This window comes from Paenibacillus sp. yr247, assembly GCF_900103825.1.
Lineage (GTDB): Bacteria > Bacillota > Bacilli > Paenibacillales > NBRC-103111 > Paenibacillus_E.
In genome coordinates, this window is the sequence record NZ_FNIF01000015.1 from 1 (window position 1) to 26,338 (window position 26,338).

At 46.9% G+C, this 26,338-nt stretch carries 24 protein-coding genes; 4 read left to right on the forward strand and 20 right to left on the reverse strand.

The annotated features are described in order from the left end of the window. The first annotated feature begins 338 nt into the window (after positions 1-338). Together BLT91_RS20510 and ablA are read left to right on the forward strand one after the other, a co-directional pair. Complete coding sequence (locus BLT91_RS20510) at positions 339-1,781, forward strand: sigma-54 interaction domain-containing protein (protein WP_090824353.1); 1,443 nt, start codon at positions 339-341, stop codon at positions 1,779-1,781. 135 nt (positions 1,782-1,916) lie between these two features. Continuing rightward, complete coding sequence (ablA, locus tag BLT91_RS20515) at positions 1,917-3,314, forward strand: lysine 2,3-aminomutase (RefSeq protein WP_090824355.1); 1,398 nt, start codon at positions 1,917-1,919, stop codon at positions 3,312-3,314. Between the two features lie 165 nt (positions 3,315-3,479). Here ablA and BLT91_RS20520 read toward each other — a convergent pair whose 3' ends face one another. The 7 genes from BLT91_RS20520 to BLT91_RS20550 all read right to left on the reverse strand — a co-directional run bounded on the left by BLT91_RS20520 (position 3,480) and on the right by BLT91_RS20550 (position 10,684). Then, a complete protein-coding gene (locus BLT91_RS20520; RefSeq protein WP_090824358.1) occupies positions 3,480-4,898 on the reverse strand; it encodes an aldehyde dehydrogenase family protein in 1,419 nt (472 codons plus the stop codon). Between the two features lie 62 nt (positions 4,899-4,960). After that, positions 4,961-6,331, reverse strand: coding sequence for a 4-aminobutyrate--2-oxoglutarate transaminase (gene gabT / locus BLT91_RS20525; RefSeq protein ID WP_090824361.1), 1,371 nt, complete (start codon positions 6,329-6,331; stop codon positions 4,961-4,963). A gap of 3 nt (positions 6,332-6,334) precedes the next feature. Then, positions 6,335-7,603, reverse strand: a complete 1,269-nt coding sequence (locus BLT91_RS20530; RefSeq protein ID WP_090824543.1) for a peptidase — start codon at positions 7,601-7,603, stop codon at positions 6,335-6,337. 74 nt (positions 7,604-7,677) lie between these two features. Then, positions 7,678-8,340: a 3-oxoacid CoA-transferase subunit B gene (locus BLT91_RS20535; RefSeq protein WP_090824363.1), complete on the reverse strand. Its 663-nt coding sequence runs from the start codon at positions 8,338-8,340 to the stop codon at positions 7,678-7,680. After that, entirely contained in the window at positions 8,307-9,035 is a 729-nt protein-coding gene (locus BLT91_RS20540) for a CoA transferase subunit A (RefSeq protein ID WP_090824366.1), read from the reverse strand. The genes BLT91_RS20535 and BLT91_RS20540 overlap by 34 nt, the downstream gene beginning before the upstream one ends. Continuing rightward, complete coding sequence (locus tag BLT91_RS20545) at positions 9,035-10,387, reverse strand: aspartate aminotransferase family protein (RefSeq protein ID WP_090824367.1); 1,353 nt, start codon at positions 10,385-10,387, stop codon at positions 9,035-9,037. The genes BLT91_RS20540 and BLT91_RS20545 overlap by 1 nt, the downstream gene beginning before the upstream one ends. A 33-nt stretch (positions 10,388-10,420) precedes the next feature. Further along, a complete protein-coding gene (locus BLT91_RS20550; RefSeq protein WP_090824369.1) occupies positions 10,421-10,684 on the reverse strand; it encodes a YokU family protein in 264 nt (87 codons plus the stop codon). A gap of 188 nt (positions 10,685-10,872) precedes the next feature. On the opposite strand from BLT91_RS20550, the gene ablB reads away from it, so the two are divergent. Then, entirely contained in the window at positions 10,873-11,730 is an 858-nt protein-coding gene (ablB, locus tag BLT91_RS20555; protein WP_090824371.1) for a putative beta-lysine N-acetyltransferase, read from the forward strand. A 26-nt stretch (positions 11,731-11,756) separates the two neighbouring features. Here the strand turns inward: ablB and rpoN are convergent, their stop codons facing one another. From rpoN to BLT91_RS20610, 11 genes are all read right to left on the reverse strand, one after another. After that, complete coding sequence (rpoN, locus tag BLT91_RS20560) at positions 11,757-13,082, reverse strand: RNA polymerase factor sigma-54 (RefSeq protein ID WP_175532432.1); 1,326 nt, start codon at positions 13,080-13,082, stop codon at positions 11,757-11,759. A 138-nt stretch (positions 13,083-13,220) separates the two neighbouring features. Then, positions 13,221-14,144 carry a C40 family peptidase gene (locus BLT91_RS20565; protein WP_090824374.1) on the reverse strand — a complete coding sequence of 308 codons (924 nt, stop codon included), beginning with the start codon at positions 14,142-14,144 and terminating at the stop codon, positions 13,221-13,223. Further along, on the reverse strand, positions 14,141-15,241 hold the full coding sequence (locus BLT91_RS20570; protein WP_090824376.1) for a dipeptide epimerase: 1,101 nt from the start codon (positions 15,239-15,241) through the stop codon (positions 14,141-14,143). The genes BLT91_RS20565 and BLT91_RS20570 overlap by 4 nt, the downstream gene beginning before the upstream one ends. Positions 15,242-15,321: 80 nt before the next feature. Further along, a complete protein-coding gene (locus tag BLT91_RS20575) occupies positions 15,322-16,254 on the reverse strand; it encodes a S66 peptidase family protein (protein WP_090824379.1) in 933 nt (310 codons plus the stop codon). A 77-nt stretch (positions 16,255-16,331) separates the two neighbouring features. Beyond that, on the reverse strand, positions 16,332-17,975 hold the full coding sequence (locus BLT91_RS20580) for a peptide ABC transporter substrate-binding protein (RefSeq protein ID WP_090824381.1): 1,644 nt from the start codon (positions 17,973-17,975) through the stop codon (positions 16,332-16,334). 46 nt (positions 17,976-18,021) lie between these two features. Next, positions 18,022-19,053, reverse strand: a complete 1,032-nt coding sequence (locus BLT91_RS20585) for an ABC transporter ATP-binding protein (protein WP_090824383.1) — start codon at positions 19,051-19,053, stop codon at positions 18,022-18,024. Between the two features lie 5 nt (positions 19,054-19,058). Beyond that, positions 19,059-19,976 carry an ABC transporter permease gene (locus BLT91_RS20590; RefSeq protein ID WP_090824385.1) on the reverse strand — a complete coding sequence of 306 codons (918 nt, stop codon included), beginning with the start codon at positions 19,974-19,976 and terminating at the stop codon, positions 19,059-19,061. 2 nt (positions 19,977-19,978) lie between these two features. Next, on the reverse strand, positions 19,979-20,911 hold the full coding sequence (locus BLT91_RS20595; RefSeq protein ID WP_090824387.1) for an ABC transporter permease: 933 nt from the start codon (positions 20,909-20,911) through the stop codon (positions 19,979-19,981). Positions 20,912-20,932: 21 nt separating this feature from the next. Further along, entirely contained in the window at positions 20,933-21,757 is an 825-nt protein-coding gene (locus BLT91_RS20600; RefSeq protein WP_090824389.1) for a M55 family metallopeptidase, read from the reverse strand. Positions 21,758-21,880: 123 nt separating this feature from the next. Beyond that, entirely contained in the window at positions 21,881-22,237 is a 357-nt protein-coding gene (locus BLT91_RS20605; RefSeq protein WP_090824391.1) for a DUF3870 domain-containing protein, read from the reverse strand. 159 nt (positions 22,238-22,396) lie between these two features. Further along, entirely contained in the window at positions 22,397-23,551 is a 1,155-nt protein-coding gene (locus BLT91_RS20610; RefSeq protein ID WP_175532433.1) for a serine hydrolase domain-containing protein, read from the reverse strand. Positions 23,552-23,804: 253 nt separating this feature from the next. On the opposite strand from BLT91_RS20610, the gene BLT91_RS20615 reads away from it, so the two are divergent. After that, complete coding sequence (locus BLT91_RS20615) at positions 23,805-24,500, forward strand: 3D domain-containing protein (protein WP_090824396.1); 696 nt, start codon at positions 23,805-23,807, stop codon at positions 24,498-24,500. Positions 24,501-24,612: 112 nt separating this feature from the next. On the opposite strand, the gene BLT91_RS20620 is transcribed toward BLT91_RS20615, so the two are convergent. Together BLT91_RS20620 and BLT91_RS31790 are read right to left on the reverse strand one after the other, a co-directional pair. Continuing rightward, complete coding sequence (locus BLT91_RS20620; protein ID WP_175532434.1) at positions 24,613-25,590, reverse strand: aldo/keto reductase; 978 nt, start codon at positions 25,588-25,590, stop codon at positions 24,613-24,615. A 164-nt stretch (positions 25,591-25,754) separates the two neighbouring features. After that, positions 25,755-26,338, reverse strand: a 584-nt coding sequence (locus BLT91_RS31790) for a hypothetical protein (protein WP_175532435.1), incomplete at its 5' end; no start/stop codon positions are given.

Genomic DNA, 26,338 nt, shown 5'->3' on the forward strand with positions numbered 1-26,338 from the left:
CTCACTCGTTGTTCAGTTTTCAAAGATCAATTTCTTCGTTTTCCGTCTTCTCTCAAAGCCGGAAGTTCAATATAACACACTAATTTTTCTTTTGCAACTTGTTTTTCTCAAGTTACTTTCACCAGCCTGTCTTGCGGCCGGAGTGATAATATACCATGGTTTCTAAACACATTGCAATGTTTTATTTTTCCAATTGAAAACTTTTTTACAGGAGTATTTTCTGATGTGGATTTGAATGTAAACAAAGGACTAGTGGCCTTTTGTATTCTCTGGTCTTTTCCCAGACCAACAATCATAAGGTGTTAATTGAATCATCCTTCGTGAGGCGGGTGTACATAATGTCCGAGCAGAACGATAATGGATCGAAATATTTTGAAAAAATGTTGAATATCATTGATGTCGGTGTTCATCTCATTGATAAAAAGGGTATAACCGTCTTTTATAATGATAAGATGGCTGAAACGGATGGTTTTAAGCGAGAACAAGTTTTAGGAAAGAACTTCTTCGACCTCTTTCCTTCCCTAACCAATGAAACGAGTACGTTCATTAAGGTTTTGCACACAGGAATAGAAATACGCGAAAAAATACAAACTTATGTCAGTGTTACGGGGAAACGAATCACCACGATTAACAGCACTTATCCCCTTTTGGAAGACGGTGAAATCATCGGGGCCTTAGAGGTGGCTAAGGATATAACAAGCATTGTTCATCTCCACGACCAAATCCTAGATCTCAGGCATCAAATCTACGAGTCCCCCACTAAGGATAAAAAAAACGCAAGCTCAGCTCGCTACCATTTCAGTGATTTAATCGGAAAAAGCGAAGCATTTCTAACTACAGTCTCCTTCGCCAAAAAGGCATCTCGTACAAGCTCGCCTGTTTTGATATGCGGGCCTACCGGCACAGGAAAGGAATTGTTCGCCCAGAGCATTCACAATGCCGGAGCCCGCAGAAACCGTTCATTTATTGCACAAAATTGCGCGGCTGTCCCCAACGAGCTAATGGAAGGAATCATGTTCGGAACCGCGAGAGGCGCGTTTACCGGGGCAATTGATCGTGCGGGCTTATTTGAGCAGGCAAACGGGGGAACTCTTTTTCTGGATGAGTTAAATAGTTTGGATTTATTTTTGCAAGCCAAACTATTGCGTGTGCTTCAAGACGGCATTGTTCGTCGAGTTGGGGGAACCCATGAACAGCAAGTAGACGTTCGCATCATTACAGCCATGAATATCGATCCGAAGGATGCATTAGAAAAAGGATTGCTGCGTAACGATCTATTCTATCGGCTAAATGTCGTGAATCTTACCCTTCCTCCACTATTTCAAAGAAAAGAAGATATCCCGCTCCTCACTTACCACTTTATAGATAAATTTAATACCATGTTTGGCATGAAAATAACAGGGATTACCCCAGCCGCATTGAATCGGTTAATGGACTACCATTGGCCCGGCAACATACGTGAGTTAAGCCATGCTATCGAATCCACTTACAATATGATGGATCTGGAATGTGAATTCATTGAAGAAAACCACCTTCCTGCTTATTTCATGGAAAATAAAACAACTGCTCCAGCTATTCTATCCGGCACGTGGAGCCATGAAATTGCGACTATCTCTGCTGGGAAATTGGCCGATAAGGTGAAACAAATGGAACGGGAAACGATCACGGATGCCCTAGAAAATCATCAGTATAATATCACGCTTACCGCACAGGCTCTTGGAATAAAGCGCCAAGCCTTGCAATATAAACTGAACCGATATGGTATCGTGAAAAAGCCATAAAAATCGTTTCATAAGGGCTCCGAAAGGAGCCTTTTTTTATTTTGGGGACCCCGCAAAGTAATCGTAATAAGAAAAGTTGGCATGCTTATTGCTTCTTATTAATGATGAGAAGGCATCATTACTGGAGGTGCAAGAATGGAACGACGACACTGGAAGCAAGTTGAACTTTGGAAAAACGTAACCGATGAGCAGTGGAACGATTGGCTTTGGCAGCTGACACATACCATTCGTACCCTGGAGGATCTGAAGAAAGTAGTAAATTTAACCCCTGAGGAAGCGGAAGGTGTTCGCATTTCAACGCAAACGATTCCTTTGAATATTACCCCCTATTACGCATCATTGATGAATCCCGATGACCCCCGCTGCCCAATTCGTATGCAATCGGTTCCCATTTCTGCCGAATTGCTGAAAACGAAATATGATCTAGAGGATCCCCTTTACGAGGACGAGGATTCCCCTACTCCTGGCTTAACACACCGTTACCCTGATCGGGTTCTATTTCTGGTAACCAATCAATGCTCGATGTACTGCAGATACTGCACACGCCGCCGTTTCTCTGGCCAGGTGGGTATGGGGGTTCCGAAAAAACAATTGGATGATGCGATTGCTTATATTCGAAATACGCCGGAGGTGCGTGATGTTCTTCTATCCGGTGGGGATGGATTATTAATTAATGATAACATTTTGGAGTATATACTGAAAAATTTGCGAGCGATTCCCCATGTCGAGATCATTCGCATCGGCACAAGGGCACCGGTTGTATTCCCACAGCGTATTACAGAACATTTATGCAGTATTATCAAAAAGTATCATCCCGTTTGGCTGAATACCCATTTTAATCATCCATTGGAAATAACGGACGAAGCAAAAAAGTCCTGCGAAATGTTAGCGAACGCCGGAGTTCCTCTAGGCAATCAGTCGGTGATTCTGGCCGGTATCAATGACAGCACCTATATTATGAAAAAGCTCATGCATGATCTCGTGAAAATACGTGTGCGTCCTTACTATATTTATCAATGTGATTTATCCGAAGGCATCGGTCATTTCCGGGCCCCCGTTTCTAAAGGTCTGGAAATTATCGAGTCGCTTCGCGGCCACACTTCAGGGTATGCGGTCCCTACCTTCGTCGTCGACGCTCCCGGAGGAGGCGGGAAAATTGCGCTCCAGCCCAACTATTTGATCTCGCAAAGCCAAGATAAAGTTATTCTGCGTAATTACGAAGGCGTCATCGTCGGTTACCCCGAGCCAAAAAACTATGTACCAGGCCGTGCAGATGAATATTTCAATGAAATCTACGGTATCGAGAAGCAGCCGGAAAGCACCGGCATTATTGCGCTGATGAAAGATGAAAAATTTAATCTGGTGCCAGAAAACTTGCGCCGAATTGGCCGAAGAAAATCGTATCTGGAATCCCCTGAGCATGCCTCCTTGAAAGATCGCAGACCCAAGAGGGATGAAATGAAAGACAAATTGATGAAAGCACAGCAGAAAGAGAGTGTTCCAACAGAAAGTATGTTAAGTACAGAAAGCTAAGCATCGTTACAATGAGATGCTCCACTGCTATGGTTCGACAATGAATCAGGATTAAGCCACCAATTTGCCCAAACCCAAACATATAAATCCTTATACGTCAAAAAAGACCTCAACCGCACACGAATCTACCTTCGCGTGGGTGAGGCCTTTTTCCTATGTGCTGCCTTACTTTTTAAAACAAATCAGTTTCAACTCCGTCAATTCCCGTATGGCATACTTCACCCCTTCACGACCAGTCCCGCTTTCCTTAACGCCTCCATAGGGCATATGGTCCACGCGGAAGGTGGGAATATCATTTACCATGACGCCCCCAACCTCCAAAGCCTCTGCTGCGGCGAGGGCTGTTCGGATGTTTTGTGTATAAATACCTGCTTGAAGTCCATATTTGGAGTCATTGACCAGCCTTATGGCTTCATCTATCGTCGATACTTTATTAATCATGACAATCGGAGCAAATACTTCTTGGCACGATACTTTGGAGGATGAATCTACGTGAAGCAGGACCGTGGGATGAACGATATTCCCATCCTTCCAGTTACCAGTCGCGACTACAGCGCCAAGCTTTTCAGCTTCAGCGATCCATTGTAAAGAACGCTCGGTGTCACGAAGAGTTATTAAAGCGGACACATCGGTATTGGGATCCAACGGATCGCCTAAATGAAGCATCTCGGTCTGCTCTACGAATTTCCTGACAAATTCATCGAAAAGCTGCTCATGAACATAAATACGCTGAAGGGAAATGCAAACCTGACCTGCATAGGAAAAAGCCCCTGTGACCGCCCTTGCGATCATGTTATCCACATCAATCCCTTGATCCACAATTAAAGCGGAATTGGACCCTAATTCTAAAATCACCTTTTTCAATCCTGCCTTATTGCGAATGGCAATCCCTACCTCCGGACTTCCTGTGAAAGTCACCGCCTTAATTCTTTCATCTGTTACCAAACTGTCCCCTATCACGCTTCCGCTGCCCGTAACCACATTCAGCACTCCCGCCGGAAGGCCTGCCTGCTGCAAAAGTTCCGCCAAAAATAAAGCTGTTAATGGCGTTTGGCCGGCCGGTTTCAGTACGATGGTGTTGCCCGCAGCGATGGCAGGACCTACCTTGTGCGCAACCAGGTTCATCGGAAAGTTAAATGGAGTAATGGCAGCAACGATTCCCAAGGACTGACGGATCGTATACGCTACGCGGTTTTCGCCCCCCGGGGCAGCATCCATCGGGATCGTTTCGCCGTGAATCCGCTTTGCCTCTTCGGCGGCAAACTTGTAGGTGGCGATCGTTCTTTCCACCTCAAGCCTTGCCGTTTTCAGCGGTTTAGCCGCTTCAAGTGCGATTAGTTGGGCGCACTCTTCCATCTTTTCTCGGATCAAAGAAGCCAATCTTTCCAATATCGCAGCCCGTTCATGCGCTGGCATAGCAGCTATCAGTGGTCTTGCCCTGTCGGCAGCCTCAATCGCGCGATTCACTTCGGCTGCACCTGCATACGCGATCTCAGCAATTTGTTCACCGCTGTATGGCGAGAATAAGGGACGATACTCGCCCGCTTCTACCCATTCCCCACCGATAAATAGATGCTTCCTCATGCCGCATTCCTCCTTCCTTCTTAGCATTTTTCTTTAGCAAAACTGACATCGAAAGATTAGGCTCATGAAGGAATATTCTGGCTTAGGCACGACCTAACCGCCTGTTCCAGGACATCCAAGCCCTCAGCAAGTTGATCATCCGTGATCACAAGCGGACTTAAAATACGGATAACGTTGCTGTACATTCCAGCCCCCATGACGATAACTCCATGCTGATGTGCCGCCTGTAATACGCTAGCCGTAAGCTCTTTATCCGGTTCTTTCGTTACCGGATCCTTCACGAGCTCAATTGCACTCATCGCGCCCAATGTACGAACGTCCCCAATGCGGCCGAATTCCTGCTGCAGCCGGAGGAAACGTTCGCTGACCGCTGAACCAATCGATACCGCCCGTTCAGCCAATCGATCCTCTTCCAGCATTTCAATCACTTTTAAAGCAGCTATGCAGCCCAGCGGGCTGCCTCCATAGGTACCCCCAATTTCACCGATGCCAGGTGCGTCCATGATGTCCGCCCGACCCGTCACAGCACTAATCGGGAGTCCGGCGGCAATTGATTTGGACATCGTCATCAGATCCGGCACAATCCCAAAGTGCTCCATGGCAAAGTTTTTCCCTGTCCGTCCAAACCCGGTTTGCACTTCATCGGCAATAAGCAGAATACCGTATTTCTCGCACAACGCCTTTACGCCTTGAATAAACCGAGCGGACGGAATAACAAAGCCTCCTTCTCCTTGAACCGGCTCCAAAATGATAGCGGCGACCTCTTCGCCCGGAACTTCCGCCAAGAAAAAGTCTTCGAACTTACGCAAAAGTTGATCATCCACCTCATCCTGCGACATGCCGATAGGGGCACGATAGTAGTAGGGATAAGGCATTTTATACGTGTCAGGCGCAAAAGGGCCGAAGCCGTTCTTATATGGCTTTACTTTACTGGTTAAAGACATCGCCATATAGGTTCTGCCGTGGAAGCCGCGCTCGAAGGAAATCACCGCCCTTCTTCCCGTATATTTACGTGCGATTTTCACAGCATTCTCTACGGCCTCCGCACCACTATTCAAGAAGAACGTTTTTTTCTTATGATCACCCGGGGTCAATTGATTAAGCTTCTCAGCCAATGCCACGTAAGGCTCATACATCATCACGTGAAAGCAAGGGTGAAGAAATAGGTCAAGCTGGGCCTTCAACGCTTCCACCACTTTTGGAGGACAATGGCCGACATTTAAGGAGCCAATCGCACCGGCAAAATCGATAAAGGTATTCCCGTCGACATCCGTGATCAAAGCACCTTCTCCTTTAGCCGCAAAGGTGGGAACCGTATTGAAAGGACCTCTTGGGACGTTCGCCATGCGCCTCTCCAACAGCAGCTGAGCCTGAGGCCCCGGTATTGGGGTCTTCATATCAATGTATTTCGTCAGTTTCGGGTTCAGATCCATCCCTTATGCCTCCATTCCGTCACAACCACACCAATGAATCACGGTCAATGCGATCATCTCCGCAGCCTCAAACACATCCTCCATCACAATGTGCTCGTTTGGATAATGGGCAACTTGTGTGATGCCTGGACCGAAAACGATGCACGGCGTTTCACCCAGCTGCGTGAGCAAGCCACCGTCCGTCCCCCATGGAGATGCTTCAATCGTGGGTTCCTCTTGCCTAACTTCGCGGTATTGCTGCATGAGAACCCGCATCAATTCGTGTCCCGGATCCACGTTTCCTGGAACCCACCTTGCTCCGAACCATTCCACAACAGGCGGATGTTCTTCAAACCAAAGGTCCTTCTCCTTAAGCCCCACCAGCCATCGGACCATTTCCTCCTTAGCCTCCTCAAGCTTCTCGTCAGGCGCAACGCCCATTCTTCCCTCCAATTTCACTGTGTCTGGTACGGATGAAGGCCAATTCCCGCCCTGAATAACACCAATATTAATAGGAATAGGAATAGGGTTATGAGCGTACAATGGATCCGAGATTCGGGCATTCCTTTTCTTCTCAAGCTCCTGGATATGCTGCATCACGGCGATGCTTTTCTCAATGGCACTAACCCCTTCATACCTCGTTCCGCCATGGGCCGAACGGCCTTTGACCTCAATGCGGAACCACATTGAGCCTTGCTGCTTCGGAAATATTCGTAAATTGGTAGGCTCCGGAATAAGAGCCGCATCAGCTTGATATCCTTTTACAATCGCAGCCAGTGTCCCTACCCCTCCGCTTTCCTCTTCAATAACGCTTTGAATAATAAGGTCGCCTTTCAGCTTAATGCCAGTCCCCTGAACTGCCCCTACCGCCAGAAGAAGAGAAGCGATTCCGCCTTTCATATCCGTTGCCCCGCGTCCAAACAGCTTCCCGTCCACCACTTTGCCGCTAAAAGGATCATCATCCCATTGTTCAGGATTTCCTTCCGGGACGACATCCATATGACCATTGAGCAGGATAGAGCGCCCACCTCCAGACCCTTTTAAGACACCCACGACATTCGGACTACCTGTAAAACGATTTCGAGGGGAACAAAAATAAGGATGTGCTTCGAGGGTCTCTCCATCCGGCTCCCATACATCAACGTCCAGCCTCATTTCACGTAATTTATCTGCAATTAGGACCTGTGCTTCCTTCTCATTGCCTTGCGTGGTGGGGATCCTGACCATGTTCTGCAGGAAACTGGTTCCTTCTTCACGATGCAGCCTTATCCACTGATGAATTTGCTTTTGCAGTTCGGCGTTCTGATATGGCAAAGGAATTCCCTCCTTCAGGTGTACATGAGTTAAATGGCTTTGTAAGCAGATGGTTATGGAATGTACGAGATATTCTCCGGTATGAGTAAGGAAGCTTCCGTATGACTTACAACATCCTCTACGGTATAAGGCGACATGATTTCTTTTAAAAGCAATCCTTTATCGGTTACCTCCATCACGGCCATTTCCGTAATAATCAGTTTGACACATTCCCGCGCCGTTAGCGGCAAGTCACATTGTTTCTTGACCTTCGATTCCCCTTGACGATTGACATGATTCATAAGAACGATGACTTTTTTGGCCTTTTGCGCAAGTTCCATCGCCCCCCCGATCCCTGCCACCCGCTTACCCGGTACGATCCAATTGGCCAAATCCCCACGTTCACTGACCTCAAGCGCCCCAAGTATTGTGATATCAATGCATCCCCTGCGAATCATGGCAAAAGCAATGGCGCTGTCACAGTAGGAGGCACCATTTATTATCGTGATTGGGTATCCGCCTGCGTTGCAGAGAAAAGCGTCTTCTTCACCCGGGGACGGTCCTCCCCCTGCACCTAAAATTCCATTTTCCGCATGAAAAACAACATGAGTGCCTTCAGGAACATAATCAGCAACCTTGGTTGGGATGCCAATTCCTAAATTGACAACCATGCCGTCCTTTAATTCCTGAGCAGCCCGCTTCGCTATTCGGTCACGGATTTCTTTTCCCATACCCATTCCCAAGTCACCCCTCCGTTCAGTATCACCATGTCCACGAAAATGCCCGGCGTTACAATACATTCGGGGTCAAGCTCGCCAAGCGGAACAATCTCATCGACTTCTGCAATCGTAATTTTCCCGGCCATGGCTACTAACGGATTTAAATTTCTGCCGCTTTTATCATAGACAAGGTTCCCGAAGGGATCGGCTTTATTCGCATGGACAATGGCAACATCAGCCGTCAGCGCCGGCTCCACCAAATAAGTCTTCTCCTCGATGGAAACGGTTGCCTTTCCCTGTTCCATGATGGTTCCGACGCCGACATCCACCAAAATCCCTCCAAGACCGACGCCTCCTGCCCGAATTTTTTCCGCTAGCGTTCCTTGCGGGTAAAATACAACCTCCATGGTGCCTTCCTCCATTCTTTGGCCGGCGTTAGGATTGGAGCCGATATGGGAGGCAATCACCTTCTTCACTCTGCCTGCAGTGACTAAACGCCCAATGCCGATATGCGGAAATCCGGTATCATTGCCAATGATGGTTAGATTCTTCGTTCCCTTTTGCAAAATACCCTCGATCATCGTTGGTGGCGTTCCAATGCCGCCGAACCCGCCATACATCAATGTGCAGCCATCGGTAATCGCTTGAAGCGCCTCTTCCAAAGTCCTTATTTTGCTGGATACGAACGCATTCGCGTTCTCACGTGGCTCCATCATATCTCCTCCAATTCGGATCCGATAACCTCATGCATCACTTCTCGAACCGATTCTTCAAGGATTCGCACTAGCAGATCGATTTCTTCTTCGGCAATGACGAAAGGCGGAGCTAAAATAATGGCATCCCCTACTCCGTCCAATGCGCCTGCTGCCGGATAAATGAGAAGACCCTTTCGAAAGGCCTTGTCGATGATCCGCGAGGTGACACCTACCCCGGACGAAAACGGACGCTTATCGGTCCGATCGGAAACAAATTCCATGGCTAGAAGAAGACCTTGGCCCCGTACATCGCCGATGATCTCGATTTGCTCAGCCATTTGGCGCATCCGGGCCAGCAAATAGCTGCCCTTCACCTCGGCCGCCTGGGCCAACTGATGTTTTTCAATATAGGCCAGGACCGCCAGGGAAACCGCCGCCGATTGCGGATTTGCGCTGTAGGTGTGGCCGGACATGATACTTTTGGAACCATGCAAGATGGGTTCCATCACGTGATCTTTGACCAACGTTGCCGCCATTGGCGTATATCCTGCGCTCATTCCTTTGCCTAGTGCCATCAGATCGGGCTCAACCCCAAAGTGCTGCATGCCAAACATGGCTCCCGTACGAGCAATTCCGGTCATGACCTCATCAGCAATGAATAAGATCTCATTACGTTCGCAGATCTCTTTGATCTTCTTGTAATATCCTTCGGGCGGTACAATGGCACCGCCTGCAGCTCCAATGATCGGCTCCGCAATAAATGCAGCGATATGTTCGGCTCCAATCCGCTTTATAGCGGTTTCCAAATCATCCGCACACGCCAACTTGCATTCGGGATATTTCTTGTTCAAAGGACAACGGTAACAATAAGGGGGGACGACGACCGGAAAGTCCTCCAATAAAGGAATAAATCGTTTTCTTCTAAGTACATGGCCTGACATCGAAAGAGCGCCCATCGTTATACCGTGATAGCTCATCCGTCGTGAAATAACTTTATTTTTTCCTTGGCGCCCCTTCTCCTGCCAGTGCTGAATGGCAATCTTCATCGCCGTCTCCGTAGCTTCAGATCCGCTGTTTACAAAGAAAGACCAGTAATCGTTGCCAGGAGCCAAATCACTAAGCTTCTTCGCCAGCTTTTCAGCGGGTTCACTCGTAAACTGGGAACGGTATACAAAGGAAATCTTGTTTGCCTGCTCAAGCATCGCATCGATGATTTCTTGAACTCCGTGCCCGATTCCCGCTGTCACAGCCCCCGAGGAAGCGTCTATATAGGCTTTGCCTTGATCATCGTATAGAAAAACGCCTTTTCCATATTGGATGGTGGGATAATGGTAATCCAGTACCGGCTTGATTAAATGCTCCCGTTTCATAAGGCACCCCCACTAATCTATATGGCTACGGTTTTATTTGAGAAACATATTTTTAACTCGCGGAGCTTTCATCAGCTCATCATAGCGAAATGCGGTTCCAAGCGCGGACACATCATGCCAATAAAGCGTCTCTTCAATTTGCTGCGCGATGCCTTCCAATACGTAAGTACGGCAGTTGGAACACTCGATTGCAGGGACTTCCAAAATCTTAACTGCCAATTTCCCGTCCGGCATGATCCAGTAGCAATCTTTCACGCTTTCCCGGATATCCTCCGTTTCACACCATATGCAATTCATATGCGTCCGTCCTCCTTCATATTGTATAGAACATTCTTACGGCTATATGATTACTATGCAAAATGGATGCCAACTTTTCGTAGAAGGCATCTACATAACTGTCAGGTAAATGGTCGTGGGAAGAGCTGCCAAACTTTTTGCAGGTGCTATTTTTTTGCAGCAAAATTGAGGATAAAGAGGGATGCTGGATGCCAAGTGATCTGCCAACCTATTCGAATCAAGTTGAGAACGGCAACGATTATACGATAAGCTTTTGCCTTGATTTCTTTAACAAAAGGTTACGGGTGGATGACTATCAAGGAAATGCGGATGTTATCTACGAGCGAGTAGCCGATATTGCCAAATCTAATGCTTTGACCAAAGTGTTCATTAAATCGCGAGAGGATGATTGGCAAACCTTTTTATCGAAAGGCTGCATGTTGGAGGGAATTTATAAAGGATATTTTAACGGGTGCGACGCTTACTGCATGGCTCTGTATAATGACCTTGAGCGGCGGACTAGCGATTATTGGATGGAGGAAGATCAAATTCTAAGGCAAGTGCTCGCTCTACCCCTCAAGCCGGATCGGCCCTTGGTTCCGGTAAACTGTACACTGCGTATTGCTCGGATGAAGGATGCTGAGCCGCTCTCCGTTTTATACGATCACATATTCCAAACGTATCCGACGCCGATGAATGATCCTTTGTACGTCGAAAAAACAATGCGAGAGGGAACGATTCATTATCTCGTAGAATCGTCTGATCAACTGATTAGCGCCGCCTCCGCGGAGATCAATACGGCCTACCGCAATGCGGAAATGACGGATTGCGCTACACTTCCCGCCTATCGTAATCTAGGACTCATGAGATTGCTTATGCATGCCTTGGAAGATGAATTGAAAGTGCGGCGTATCACTTGTGCTTACTCCTTATCCAGGGCCCTTTCTTTCGGCATGAATGCCGTTTTCTACCAGATGGGGTACCAATATTACGGCAGACTAACGAAAAATTGCGATATCTATGATAAATTTGAGGACATGAATTTGTGGGCCAAAACGTTGAAGTGAAAATGCCCCCCTGCCTCCTACTCAAACTATATGCGTTTCCTTCTCACCGAAGAAGAAATGCCAAGCTCCTCCCGATATTTGGTTACAGTGCGGCGAGAAATATGAATGCCTTCCTGCAACATAAGCTCAGTCAGCTTTTGATCGGAGTAAGGCTTCCCATGGTTTTCCCCACTGATCCATTCCTTTATTCTCGCTTTCACACGTTCCGAGGATGCTGAATCACCAAGGCCCATCTGTAAGCCGGTGGGAAAGAAGTACTTAAGTTCAAAGATACCCCAGGGCGTTTGGGCATATTTCCCGGCCGTAGCGCGGCTGACCGTTGATTCATGCACACGTAATTTATCAGCAATATGCTTCAATGTCATCGGTTTGAGAAAGGAAGGCCCCTTTCCAAAAAACTCAGTCTGCTCCTGGACGATTGCCTGCGCTACACGGAATATGGTCAAACGCCTTTGTTCCAAACACTTCAAGAAGAACATCGCCGAATTGAGTTTACCAGAGAGGAACTTTCTTTCGTCGTTATTTTCAAGGCTATCCTTCACCATACGTTCGTAGTAACCATTAACTGAAAGGCGGGGAGACGCTCCATTATTCATCAACACGACGAACTGTTCGCCCGCCTTTTCGATGATCACGTCCGGGATTATATATTGAACTGCCTCTGTGTGATATGCTGCACCGGGTCTGGGGTTCAGACCTTTAATCACATCTATCGCAGCCTTAATTTCTTGTGAAGACACTTGCAAGTTCAGCGACAATTTATGAATACGGTAATCAGCAACATCCTTCAGATGACTTTGAATTAATAAAGGTACCAAAGGGAAGCATTCCGACAATGACTTGACCTGAAGAAGCAGACATTCCCGCAAATTTCTCGCTCCTACACCGAGCGGTTCTAAGCCCTGCAAGACCCTTAGCGCCAGCTCCGCTTGATCAAGCTCAACCTTAAACACGTCGGAAATTTCATGCAAGGAGGGGCTAAGATATCCATTGTTGTCCAGATTCCCGATCATAAACACGATTATCCTGCGAACAGATTGCGGAATCTTTGTTATAAAGCCCAATTGCTCCTTTAAATGCCTTTCCAGGGATACTTCATTCCATGAGGCTTGATGCAGAGTGTCATTTTCTTGGTCACGCCTGCCAATTCGATGATTCAATTTGTGATTCGCGTTATACGCCTCCCATTCGTTTCCAGCGGTTTCTAATACCGGGTTTACCTCAAGCTCCTGCTGGACAACATCCAGCAATTCCGGTGTGGAGAGCTGAAGGATTTTTATCGCTTGCCGCAATTGTGGAGTCAACCACATTTTGGCGGCTTGTTGTTGGAACAGTCCGTATCCTGGGCGCATGTACATCACCCCCTTTATGTTATTGCTTATATAGTATTCAAATAATATCCTTTTTTGCCATTTCGACCAGAAAAGAAAGAAGACGCCGCTTGAAATAACGGCGTCTTCTTTAATATTTGAACACTATAAACTATGGGATTAGCCCCAATACCGTCTGGACACGCAGTGCTCTTTGGCCAGCTTAATTGTACTCAAATCCACAATTTCAATCGATTTTACGGTTTCAGGGGAATGAATCATCTGATTGTCTCCGGCATAAATCCCCACATGGTGAATGGCTCCCTTTCCTTCTTCATAAGCGAAAAAGAGCAAATCCCCCGGTTCCAGATGATCCTTTTCAATGAGGGTTCCCTGCTTGGCTTGGTCCGAGGCGTCTCTTGGAATCAAAATCCCAAAGTACCGGTGCATATTATAAGCAAAACCAGAACAATCGTAGCCGAAAGAGGACATTCCACCCCAAAGATAGGGCAGATCGAGAAACCTTTTCCCTTGCTCTACGATTCCGCGTCCGATGTGGACTTCTACAGCTTTGGGTGCTAAGGAGCCATCGATCACACGAACCTCGTCCGCTTTTAAATACCCCATACCTTCCGGAGTCTGTACTTTCACCCATTCTTCCGTTGCCTCGAGCACAGGCAGAGAGGTCAAAAAGCTTAATTCGATCACAAGTTCCGATGGATTCTTATACAACCAAGCTTTATCGGAGATCACTTCAGCTCGCTTCGAGCTGGCAGGGGCTTCTGTCTCTTCAACTAACTGGCAGCTCGGTACCCAGCCGGGATAGCCCAAAGTATCCTTGCGTGTTGCCTGCTGCGGTATTAGCACTTTGCTCCAATCTTCTCTTGTTTCCACGACGAGAACGGAGGTACCATAAAGAATTTGCGTCTGAACCCGGTTCGCTTCACACAAGTCTAACTTATCGTCCAGCGTCATGCGACTCAGCCATTTTCTAATTTCAGCCGGATGCTTCACTGCAGGCTCATCCATAGGCCGTGGAGATTCCGGCTTCGTCCATACGGTTGCGACAGAAACAACGACCGTCATTCGTTTACATGCGTTCATGATCCCACTACACTTTGGCTGTGGACGACGTCTTGAATGCCAAGGCCTGATGCTTTAGGGAAGGTCATTATCCTTCCGTCATACCGCACACCGCCAACCACAATATCGTTAAGCATCATTAACGGCGCATCGAAATCAAAACGAGTAATATTCTTCTTGCTTGCAGCAAAATGGGCCGCAGCTGTAACCGCCACACGGGATTCGATCATGCTGCCTACCATGCATTCAACACCGAATTCTTCCGCGATATGGTTAATGATTTGCGCTTTGTAAATACCGCCGGATTTCATCAGTTTAATATTAATCAGATCGGCTGCGCGGTGTTTCAATACTTCGAATGCTTGTGCAGGTGAAAATACACTCTCGTCCGCCATAATCGGCGTTTCCACGCTATCTGTGACCATTTTCAGCCCTTCGATGTCGTGAGCTTTCACCGGCTGTTCTATTAGTTCAATATCAAGCCCCAAGTCCTCCATGCGGCGGATCGTGCGGATGGCATCCTTCACCTGCCAACCCTGATTTGCATCTACGCGAATCTTCACACCGCTGCCGATGCAGCTGCGGATCTCCATCATTCTTTCGATATCCTCTTGAATGTTATCCTTGCCCACTTTAATTTTCAGTACATTGAAGCCTTCCCGCACATAACGGATCGCGTCTTCCCCCATTTCCTTAGGCGAATTGACGCTGACCGTAAAGTCCGTCTCTATCTGATCCTTATAGCCTCCAAGGAACTGGTACAAAGGTAAACCACAATACTGCGCGACCAAATCGTATATAGCCATATCCACAGCCGCTTTAGCACTACTGCTGCCGATCATCGATTGATGGATGTCCTGCAGAATACGTTCGTAAGCCAGCAAGTTTTTTCCAATTAATAAGGGGGTGAATGTATTAACGATTGCCGAATGAATACTATCCAGGCTGTCTCCGGTTATTACGATCGTCGCCGGTGCCTCTCCCCAACCAACCCTGCCGTCGTTCGTCTGAATCTGAACGATAATAGACTCCGTTTTATACACGGTACGCAGTGCTGTTTTAAACGGCTTTATGAGCGGAGTCGACTGCCGCATTACTTCAACACTTTGAATGTTCATGTTGTTTGCCTCCTGAAAGTTTTGTGCAGCTATGCAAGCGAAGCGGTCCTATACCACAAAACTACTTCGGAAGCATAAGCTTATGCCTCTACGCCGGGTTCCGTACATGCCAGCACCTTTTCATACGTGCTCATTCTTGCTCCTATGCCAATCGGTACCGCAATATTCGGAGAGCAGTGACCGATTTTAAATCCGGAGAGCGTCGGCTTCCCTGCAGAAACGATGTGATCGTTAAAAATCTGCTCTAGAGTAAGTGACACCTTACGTTTGCTCGGCACGCAATTGTTAAAATCACAGATCAGAATTCCCGCCGCATCGGCGAATTTCCCAGCTAACCTCAGTTGGTTCAACATGCGATCCAACCTGTAGGGTTCTTCGTCAATATCTTCAATAAAAAGGAGCTTCCCCTTCGTGTCCAGCTCATAAGGCGTTCCAAGCGTACTGGCAATCAACGAGATGTTTCCTCCGACAAGGGGGCCGAAGGCTTCCCCTTCCACTATCGTTTGCAGGGGGGAAATCTCTTCCGTATAGCGAAGAATGGATGGACGAATAAGCGTTTCATAATTTTGAACAGTGAGCGGGTGAACGTCATCTTTTCCCAGATCGATCAACATAGGACCATGAAAAGTGACCAAACCCGCAAAACGTCCTATTGCCGCATGCAGAAAGGTAATATCACTATAACCCCAGAAAATCTTCGGATTAGCCCGAATGAGATCATAGTCTAGCAAATCCGCCATTCTCCCGGTACCGTAACCGCCACGGGCACAAATGATCGCTTTGATAGTCGGATCGGCGAACATGCCGTTCAATTCTCTAGCCCGTTCCTCATCCGTTCCCGCAAGATAGCCATGCTGCATAGAAAGAGTATCTCCAAGCCGCACATGGAGCCCCAGCTTCTCCAGAACAGACGAAGCCGCTTTCACCTGCTCCCTGTCGACCCAACTGGCCGGGGCCGTAATGCCTACCGTATCACCAGGGCTTAACCGCCGAGGCTTTATAAGCTCTACCATCAATGAGGATCCTCCATTCCAGCTTGAAAAAAAAGGGAGAAGCACCCCTTACAGGTGCATCCCTCCGCAATCAGATTTTATTTTAAATCTGCCCACTTAAAGTCTACGAAACCGAAAGCGTGATTAACCACACCTACCAATTTGTCACTTTGCATGTAGGCCGTGTTATAGAAGTAGAGCGGTAAAATTGGAGCCTCATCCATCAGGATTTTCTCTGCATCATGCATCATTTTGAAACGTTTGGCTTCATCCGGTTCATTATATCCGTCTTTCACCAATTTATCGTATTTAGCGTTGACCCAACCTGTGCGGCTGAACGGATTCGTAGATTGGAATCCATCAAGGAAGTTGATTGGATCTGCAAAGTCAGCAAGGAAAGAAGAGCGAGAAAATTGAAGCTGCAGTTTCTTTTGTTCAGCCGTCAACACTTTTCCTTCTTTGTTGGCCAGCTTAATGTCAACTCCTAGGTTATCTTTGAACATAGCTTGCAGCGTTTGAGCAATTCTTTGGCTGACATCGTTGGTATTATAGGTCAAAGTGACTTCAGGCAGCGTTGTGTATCCAGCATCCTTCATCCCTTTTTCAAGAAGCTTCTTAGCTTCAGCAGCATCAAACTTGATCAGGCTTCCGCCGACTTTGCGGAAATCCCCACCCGCAGGGTCTTTAAGTCCAGGAGATATAAAACCGTCTGCTGGCTTCTGCTTTTGCTTCAAGACCAAATCTACAAGCTTTTGTCTGTCAACAGCAGCGACGAAAGCTTTACGGATGTCAGCGTTATTGAACGGAGCCATGGTGGTATTAAAACGGTAGAACGCGGTTCCTGCTGCATCCTCGATCTTCACTTTATTCTCTGAAAACAATTTATCGCTCATGTCAGCCGGAATGGATCCGGTAACATGAAGTTCGCCGGTGGAATATAGCTGGTAAGCGGTGTTGGTATCATTGACCATTTTGTAAGTGACACCGTCAAGTTTTACATTAGCGGCATCCCAGTACTTGTCATTCTTTACTATTTTCAACTCGCTATCATGCTTCCAATCTGAAATTTTGAATGGCCCGTTGCTCACAATCGTGGCAGCTTCGCCGGCCCACTTGGCATTGCCTTCCACGGTAGCCTTATGCACTGGGAAAAATGCAGGGCTGGAAACCATGCCAATTAACCAAGAAGCAGGCTGTGCCAAGGTAACTTCAAGCGTCTTGTCATCCGTTGCCTTAATTTTCACATCGTTAACTGTACCTTTACCGGAGTTGAAAGCTTGTGCACCTTCAATAGGATATGCAAGGAAAGCTGCATCAGAAGCTGTTTTCGGATCGAGCAGTCTTTTCCATGCATATTCAAAATCAGCAGCTTTTACCGGATCTCCGTTGGACCAATTAATGCCGTCACGAAGGGTAAATGTATACTTTTTACCATCGGGAGAAACCTTCCATTCTTTGGCCATAGCTGGTTCCGGAGTTTGGTCCTTACCCAGACGTGTCAGTCCTTCAAATACGTTGTTGACAATGTCATAAGAAATTTGGTCGAAGCCGATCGGAGGATCCATGGATGTCGGCTCTTTGGAGTTGTTGTACAAGAGGATTTTCGGCTTTGTCTCTTTTACTGTCTCAGTCTTTGTCCCTGCATCTGTCTTTGTCCCTGCCCCTTGATCTTTGGTACAACCTGCGAGTATAGTGCTGAAAATCAATGCGCAACTAATGAGTACTACTGAAACTTTTTTCATGAGCACTTCTCCTCTTCATTAATTATCTTTATTTATCCTAGAGCCGTCATGATGTTACTCTGATCGGCGGCTGGAATACAAGTTGAGAGCGCGGATCTTGAAGCCAGCAGGCTACCGAATGGCTGCCCGATACCGCTGACTGTTCCGGCTGGTACATTCCGCAAACCTCCATAGCATAACTGCAGCGCGCTGCAAATGCACAGCCTTGAGGAGGTGCGAACAGATCCGGCGGTGTTCCCGCAATCGGTGTTAGCGGAAGAGACTTGTCCGTGTCAAGACGCGGCATAGAAGCGAGCAGCCCCTTGGTATACGGATGCTGCGGATTGTAGAACAGCTCATCTACCTTCCCTGCCTCGACTACCTTACCGGCATACATGACATTGACACGATCGGCGATATTAGCAACAACGCCAAGGTCATGCGTGATGATGATAATGGAAACGCCGGTTTTTGTCTGGAGCATTTTAAACAGCTCGATGATTTGTGCTTGAATGGTGACATCCAGCGCCGTCGTCGGCTCGTCCGCAATAAGAACGGAAGGATTGCAAACCGCTGCAATAGCGATCATAATCCGTTGTCTCATGCCCCCGCTGAACTCATGCAAATATTGCTTTAAACGCATCTCGGGGTTTGAAATACCCACCAGCCCGAGCATTTCAGTGGCTTGCTTGCGAGCTTCTGCACGCGATATTTTCTGATGGCGAATGATGCCTTCCATAATCTGCTCACCGATGGAAATGGTGGGATTTAAGGCTGTCATCGCATCTTGGAAAATCATTGAAATTTCAGAGCCTCTCAGCTCCCGCAGCTGTTTTTCGCTGAGTTTGGTCAGTTCCCTGCCCTTATAACGAATGCTGCCTTCACTTATCTTCGAGCTGATCTCTGGGAGAAGGCGCGTTATGCTGCGGGCGGTTACACTTTTACCACAGCCGGATTCACCCACGATGGCCAAAGTTTCTCCCTTCCCCAGCGTAAAGCTGACTCCGCGAACCGCCTTAACCTCCCCACCATGTGTGGTGAAGGAGACATGTAGATTATCTACTTCCAAGAGAACGTCGGACGGATTCGTTGCATTCACTTTGGCTACCTCCTCCTCTTTGGATTAAAAGCATCCTGCAATCCATCGCCCACTAGGTTAAATGCAAGCATTGTTATCGATATAAAAAATGCGGGATAGAACAACCGCCACCATTGGCCCGACAAAATAGTCGATAGACCATCGTTGGCCATGACGCCCCAACTCGCCAAAGGAGGTTGAATTCCTAGGCCCAGAAAGCTTAAGAATGCTTCCGCGAAGATTGCTGAAGGCACCGAGAACGTCACCTGCACGATAATGACACCGAGCGCGTTGGGCAGCAAATGTTTGCGGATTATATAACCCGCGTCTCCGCCCAGCGTCCGTGCCGCCAGCACGTACTCCGACGATTTCAAACTAAGCACTTGTCCACGTACGATCCGTGCCATTCCGATCCAACCGGTGGCGCTTAATGCCACGATGATTGTCAGCAGGCCTGGGCCCATTACGACCATCAACAGGATGACGACAAGCAAATAAGGGATTCCGTACAAAAGATCAACGAACCGCATCATGAGATTGTCAATTCGTCCGCCTAAGTAACCGGCAATGCCACCATAAACAATGCCGATTAGAAAATCGATCAGTGCAGCCATTAGGCCAATAAATAGCGAGATGCGAGCTCCGTAAAGGATACGCGCGTAAACGTCGCGTCCAAGCTCATCCGTGCCAAACCAGTGGGCTAGCGATGGTTTCTGATTGGCATCGAGAAGCACCTGCTTTGAGTAGCTATGGTCAGTTAGGACGGGTCCAAAAATGGCAAGCAGCGACATCAATAGAACGACGATCAAACCCACCATAGCTAGCTTATTTGCACGCAGCCTGATCCAAGCTTCCTGCCAGAAGGACAGCCGCATTCGGACAATCACTTCAGCTGTTCCTTTAGTCTTGGTCATTGGTACAAATAATGAATCCGGAACGTTCATCGTTACCCCTCCTTCCTGTGCAGCTTGATGCGGGGGTCAATGAGGCCATAGGCAATATCCACCAGAAACATCATAAAGACCAAGAGAGCACTATAGAATACAGTCGTGCCCATAATGAGCGAGTAATCACGATTATTAATGCCATCTACAAAATATTTTCCCATTCCCGGTATGGCGAAAATCTTCTCAATAACGAAACTTCCCGTGAGAACATTGGCCACCAAGGCGCCGAGCAGCGTAACGACCGGAAGTACCGCATTACGGAGCGCGTGTTTAATGACAATTGTTGCGGGCGACAGGCCTTTAGCCCTTGCCGTTTCGATGTAGTCGGCGGTTAACACTTCCAACATGCTGGCTCTTGTCAATCTTGCAATAATCGCAAGAGGTCCTGTCGACAAGGCAAGTGCGGGCAGGACGACATGCTTCCATGTTCCCCAAGTGGCTACCGGCAGGAGTTTCCACTCGACAGCTACGTATTTGATCAGCAAGGTAGCCACAATGAAGTTAGGTACAGCTATGCCGATAACGGCAAAGATCATGGCGAAGTAATCGATCATTCGATTCTGTCTCAATGCGGCGACCGTTCCTAACGCTATACCTGTCACAATCGAAATAAGGATGGACACGATACCGAGTTTGAACGAAACTGGAAATCCTCGGTTGATCATGGAATTGACGGTGTCCGGAAAGTGTCCGATGGACGGTCCAAGGTCCAACGAAAGCAGTGATTTTAAATAAAGCAGATACTGGGTAGAAATGGGTTTATCCAAATGGTAAAACTCCATCATGTTCTGAACCGCTGTGGGATTCGAATTCTTGCCATCCTTCTCGAACGGCGATCCTGGAACAGCATGCATCAGTGCAAAAGTAACCGTAATAATTAGCCACAGTGTGACAATCATGGAGATAAATCTGCGAAGAATATATTGTGTCACGCTATCACCCGCTCCCGATTCTTAACAAAATGCCGTTCTCATCGCCAATTCCGTCATGACTAGCATAGCTTGGTAAGCTTCCAAAATATTTTTAGCTGGGAAAGTCACAATAGGGCTGTTATCATCTATGGTCGTACCGGGCATCAAATGAGCCCATTCCGCTTGGCCATAGTTGGCAAATTCAATCTTCAACACCGGATTATCCGGCGGCACGAGCGGCTTCACCCTGCTGCGGTTGGCTAGCGCTTCCTTTGTTTTCTCTCGGAGCAGCAGCCCGCTTTTTTCAGGTGTTAAGCACACAGCCGAAGTCCGTGAAATTCGCTTTTTCACAATCGCTGTCGTGATTCCCGGAATAAGCTCTTCCGCTTCAATCGCGGTCTCGTCGTCCCCAGCCACCAATAAAACGGGAACTCCGTAATGACCGGCAACATAAGCATTAAAACCGAGCTCGCCAATTACCCTATCGTTAATGTACATATTACGAACGCCGAAGATCATCGTATGGCTTAGCACACCTTTGGTGGCGGCTCTAGTGTGATAGCCCAGAAAAGCCGCTCCTGCGAAGGAGGCGTCTAGTCCCTGTACCATGGAAAAAGGCTTCACGTCACCTGAGATCAGCTGTGTTTCAGGATGCAGCTTCTCGATTAAGAGATTGTTCATTTTGGAGTGACTGTCATTGACGATCACTTCCTTGCAGCCTTCATCAAAAGCAGTTCCTATGACATGATTAGCTTCAGCTGTCATAATATGCTGCCCGCGTGTGTAGTTGTACTGTCTAGAATCGACAAACGTGTTATCGACAAGTCCGGTGATACCTTCCATATCTATAGAAATATACAGTTTCATAGTGATCCTCCCATATTGTAGGGTAGCAAAAACCCAGCAAACAGCCTCGGAATGATTCATCCGAAGAAACCATTTGCTGGGTTTTATTTACGTGTATGTTTCCATACGGATAAATAAAGCAGCTTACACTGTACCGGAAGATTGGAATCCCAGTTCTTCCCGGCCGTTAAGTGCTAATTTGTATTTTTTTTGTGCGTCTTTATACGCTACGATCAGAGCCTTTTGGGATGATCCATGGTATCTCCGACGGATTTCCTCTGTCACCACATCAAGGAGAAGCATATTGTGCCCGATGAAGATCGATCGGACAAATTCCGATGTGAGCGGAATTGTGGATGAACATCCTGCATCGACAATTTTATGGCTTGTGGTATCCACGACAAGTCCGATAAAAAAAGCGTTGTACTGCTGGGTAATTGGATTGTTCACTGAAGCTTGAGCGTCGCCGATAATGTAAATCGTATCTTTGTCGTATAACAAACGACCACTCTCCTTTTTAGCATTCTGTTCGGTTTCTGAGCGGGATGTGGGAAGAGATTTGGTCTTCCTACGACCGCCAGAAGCCAGAACGCTAATGATGTAAAATATTCTAACATCGAATTAACATGTTGTAAATAATGAATCTCTTCACTTCTATGATTACTTGAGGAAGGCAGCGTGCAATAAACGTGCAAGCTCTTCTTCCGCCTCAAAATAAACGCCCTGCTCTTTTTTTTGGATAAGACCGTTCATGAGCAGAATGAACCCCCATTTTTCCTGTTTATGAAAATACATACCGCTAAGTAATCCATAAGCATCACCGGAATGTCCAATAAGTCTGTGTCCCGAGATCAAATCGTCTGTAATCAGAAACTGCAGCCCGCAATTGCGGAAGAAGCCATCTCGTCGATGCCCCGACCAATGAGGGGAGTGCATAAGATCCACAGTCTCTGGCTTCAGGATTTGAACACGGTTCAATTTGCCCGCGTTCGTATGCGCTTCCAAAAACCGTGTCAAGTCATCCACGTTCGTCCGCAGTCCGCCTTGTGGACTGAAGAGCGCTCCATTGGTGCCCGGCACATATCCGCTGTAATCAATGGCATCCGGTTTTTTTCCGCGAAAATCGTCCGTTCCGACAATAAATCGATCATCAACCTCGGAGTATTCATACAGCACAGCAACAGAATCCATGTCCTTCAAATCTCCGATGTGAAAACTCGTCTCGTTCATTTGAAGCGGTTCGAACAGATGCCTCTTGCAATATTCGTCAAAACGTTCATTCGAAAGCCGTTCTACGACAGTTGCTAGAATAACGGCTCCAAGATTCGAATATTCAAAGCAACCCGGGTCCCCTGGCTGTCCGTCTCCCCATAGATTGTCCGTGTAATAAGTCCCGCCTGGCAGCAGGATATCAGCAAGACGTGTCTTAGGCGGATTCTCGCTTCGCGAATCAACGACAAACCGAACATATTCATCTTGCAGCCCAGAAGTATGAGTCATGATTTGCTTGAGCGTTATCGGTATATTGGGATGCTTAGGGCTGCGCACCGGAAATCCAAGTATATCTCCTACATCCTGATCAATTCCGCAATGGCCATTTTCCACAAGCTGCATAATCGCTGTCGCAACCACTGTCTTCGAAATAGAAGCGATGCGGAATACGGTTTGTGTCGTAACGGGAATGCATCTTTCTACATTCGCCCATCCATACCCTGCGCTCCAAATTTGTTTCCCTTCATTAATCACGGAGGCTGCTAGACCAACGATCCGATGCTTGTCCAACACCTGCTGAACCCGTTCATCCAAAGATTTCAAGGCGAGCCCTCCTTCGTCCTTATTGTCCTTATTTGTAAAACAATTGATCCTTCTAGTTTACATTATAATAAAGTCTCTCCGTGCTGTGTAGCATTTTTTGTTCGGGGAACGAAAGTTCAGCCTTAATCAGATACAAGTTAGCCCCTAAACGACCTCGAGTCTAGTAAAATTTTAAATCAAACGTATATAAATAATTAAATTGGACGAATCTAGTATCTAGAACTCTATTATTTTTCTAAGAGGAGGAGATACTATGTTTCGTAAAATTATGTATATGACTTTGGTACTTCCTTTATTGCTCAGTTTATGGCATGTGGAAACTGCTTATTCCTATCCTGGAAGTGAAGATGGGATGGAATTACCACCTACTTACAGCCTAACGACCTATGCAAGTGCTGGGGAGCCAGTGCTAGAATCCACACCAGCAGTTGTGCCGCCACCGACTAAGTATCAAGTGAACCGAGGAGATACGCTGTTCAGAATTGCCCGAGATTTTGGCGTTAATGTCAATGACCTTATGGCCGCCAACGACATTCAAGATCCGCGTGTTCTGATGATCGGACAAAGCCTAAATATTCCATTAGCTGAAGCAGTGAATAATTTGCCGGATGGACAGCATAAAATCATCAAAAAAGTGTTGAACACAACCCTTACTGCGTATACGGCAGGATTTGAATCAACGGGTAAAAAGGAATCCCATCCCATGTACGGCATTACATACAGTGGTATAAAAGCAAAAGAAGGACGTACGATTGCCGTCGATCCAGCTGTAATTCCTTTGGGTTCCACCGTGTTCATTGAAGGTATCGGTATCCGTAAAGCAGAAGATGTCGGTTCGGCTATCCGCGGATCGAGAATTGATGTATTCATGAACGATCTGAATGAAGCTCAAGAATTCGGCGTGAAAAAGAATGTTAAAGTCTATTTGTTAGCAAAAGAGAATGTTTGAACATAGAGGGACTACCTACAACCTACAATTTGCTTGTTGAACTAAAAAGGCTGTCCTGAATGTACAATAAACATTCGGGGCAGCTCCTTTTATTTGCTTTTAAAACTCTGCTCTATACATTTCCAAGCGCTCTTCGGATAAACGCAACTTCTTCTGCGTTCAACGGGTTTCCTGAACCTGAGGCATTTGACTCGACTTGACGATCATTTTTAAACCCTGGTATGACGCAAGCGTTTGAAGATTGTGCCAAAGCATACTGGAGTGCAACACGAACCAAATCCTGCCCTTCACTTCCAAAGCGTTCTTTAACTGGCTGCAGCTTGCTCCGAAGTTCTAGTAAGCGTTCTCTTGTATAGGCTTGATTACTGGCTCGAATATCTCCTTCACCGAATTGGGGAGGATTGTCCGGATCGAACTTATCTAGCAAGAGCCCTTGTGCAAGTGGACCAAACAAGACGATCCCCAAGTTTTGTTCATCTGCCCAGCGAAAGAGATTAGTCTCTGGTTGATCAAACCGGTTTCCAAACGCATTGTAATGGAATTGTAAAACATCAGGTTGTGTTACAGGGCAAACCCGCATAAAATCCTCATAACTATAGGCAGATTGACCGATTACGCGCACCTTACCCTCTTTTTGCAATTGACGCATGGTATCCGCTGCTTCTTCGAGATATTGATCATTAGGACCGAAATTCGTATTATGAAAGTAATAGAGATCAACATAATCCGTTTCCAAATTCTTTAACGATTGTTCAAGTTGATGACGGATATGAATCGGCTGCATCGCATTTGGCGCTGTACCACGAAACCATCCTACCTTGGTAGCTATAATTGCCTGTTCCCGGGGAATTTCTTTTAAAAACCTCCCGATTACTCGTTCCGAATGACCGTCGCCATACACATCTGCTGTATCTAAATGATTGATACCAAGCTCAAAAGCATGCCTCAAACCGGAAAGTGAAGCCTGATCATCATTTCCTGACCAGCCTACCGGATTCCCCTCTCTCCAAGAAGGTCCGCCAATGGCCCAGCAGCCCAAACTAACCTCACTGACTTTTAAACCAGAACGACCTAATACACGGTACTCCACTGCCATCTTCCTCTCTAATTGTTTAATTTAGGGTTATGGATGACGCATCTAGATGACATCTCTAGCTTACCTCTAATTGAACATAGAGGCAATCGCAGCAGGCCCATTGGTATTAGTGCATAAATAATAGAGCTCCCTAGCTGTGAGCTCTATTATTTATAGAATCACTGATAGCCTAGAAATTTGGCAATCTTGTCAAGTAATTGTTGCTGTGATGTCAATTGTTGAGACATGTCGTCATACCGTTTACGTATTCCTGCTACTTCTTCAGAGATGTTCTCAACTCGTTTGTTCAGTGATTCTGCAGTGGTATTGATTTCACTTCGGATTTTTTGTTCCAACACTTCGGTTACCTTCTGCGTGTGGATATAAACCACGTTACGTATTTCGTTTATATCCTCCGTAACGTCTTCATATTGTTGGCTTAGTAACTCCGTTGTGGTAATAAGCATTTCACCTTTGAGATCTTGCTTCGAAGCTTCATCTACCTTTTGCTGAACGGTTTGGATCACATTCTGCAGCCCTTTTACTTCTACAGAAATGGCATCATATCGTTTATCCAGTGATTCTGCAGAGGCGTTCATTTCACTTCGGATTTTTTGTTCCAACACTTCGGTTACCTTTTGCGTGTGGAGATGAATCACATTGCGTAGTTCCTTTACATCCTTCGAAACGTCTTCATAACGTTGGTTCAGTAACTCCGTTGTGGCAATAAGTATTTCACCTTTGAGATCTTGCTCCGAAGCTT

What these genes read in the sequence shown, in the direction of transcription:
- BLT91_RS20590 (WP_090824385.1), bottom strand. Translation starts at nt 19,976, where the DNA reads ATGAACGTTCCGGATTCATTATTTGTACCAATGACCAAGACTAAAGGA.
- BLT91_RS20575 (WP_090824379.1), bottom strand. Translation starts at nt 16,254, where the DNA reads ATGGTAGAGCTTATAAAGCCTCGGCGGTTAAGCCCTGGTGATACGGTA.
- ablB (WP_090824371.1), top strand. Translation starts at nt 10,873, where the DNA reads ATGCCAAGTGATCTGCCAACCTATTCGAATCAAGTTGAGAACGGCAAC.
- BLT91_RS20520 (WP_090824358.1), bottom strand. Translation starts at nt 4,898, where the DNA reads ATGAGGAAGCATCTATTTATCGGTGGGGAATGGGTAGAAGCGGGCGAG.
- BLT91_RS20615 (WP_090824396.1), top strand. Translation starts at nt 23,805, where the DNA reads ATGTTTCGTAAAATTATGTATATGACTTTGGTACTTCCTTTATTGCTC.
- BLT91_RS20545 (WP_090824367.1), bottom strand. Translation starts at nt 10,387, where the DNA reads ATGAAACGGGAGCATTTAATCAAGCCGGTACTGGATTACCATTATCCC.
- gabT (WP_090824361.1), bottom strand. Translation starts at nt 6,331, where the DNA reads ATGGATCTGAACCCGAAACTGACGAAATACATTGATATGAAGACCCCA.
- BLT91_RS20565 (WP_090824374.1), bottom strand. Translation starts at nt 14,144, where the DNA reads ATGAACGCATGTAAACGAATGACGGTCGTTGTTTCTGTCGCAACCGTA.
- ablA (WP_090824355.1), top strand. Translation starts at nt 1,917, where the DNA reads ATGGAACGACGACACTGGAAGCAAGTTGAACTTTGGAAAAACGTAACC.
- BLT91_RS20570 (WP_090824376.1), bottom strand. Translation starts at nt 15,241, where the DNA reads ATGAACATTCAAAGTGTTGAAGTAATGCGGCAGTCGACTCCGCTCATA.
- BLT91_RS20600 (WP_090824389.1), bottom strand. Translation starts at nt 21,757, where the DNA reads ATGAAACTGTATATTTCTATAGATATGGAAGGTATCACCGGACTTGTC.
- BLT91_RS20510 (WP_090824353.1), top strand. Translation starts at nt 339, where the DNA reads ATGTCCGAGCAGAACGATAATGGATCGAAATATTTTGAAAAAATGTTG.
- BLT91_RS20540 (WP_090824366.1), bottom strand. Translation starts at nt 9,035, where the DNA reads ATGGAGCCACGTGAGAACGCGAATGCGTTCGTATCCAGCAAAATAAGG.
- BLT91_RS20550 (WP_090824369.1), bottom strand. Translation starts at nt 10,684, where the DNA reads ATGAATTGCATATGGTGTGAAACGGAGGATATCCGGGAAAGCGTGAAA.
- BLT91_RS20580 (WP_090824381.1), bottom strand. Translation starts at nt 17,975, where the DNA reads ATGAAAAAAGTTTCAGTAGTACTCATTAGTTGCGCATTGATTTTCAGC.
- rpoN (WP_175532432.1), bottom strand. Translation starts at nt 13,082, where the DNA reads ATGCGCCCAGGATACGGACTGTTCCAACAACAAGCCGCCAAAATGTGG.
- BLT91_RS20535 (WP_090824363.1), bottom strand. Translation starts at nt 8,340, where the DNA reads ATGGGTATGGGAAAAGAAATCCGTGACCGAATAGCGAAGCGGGCTGCT.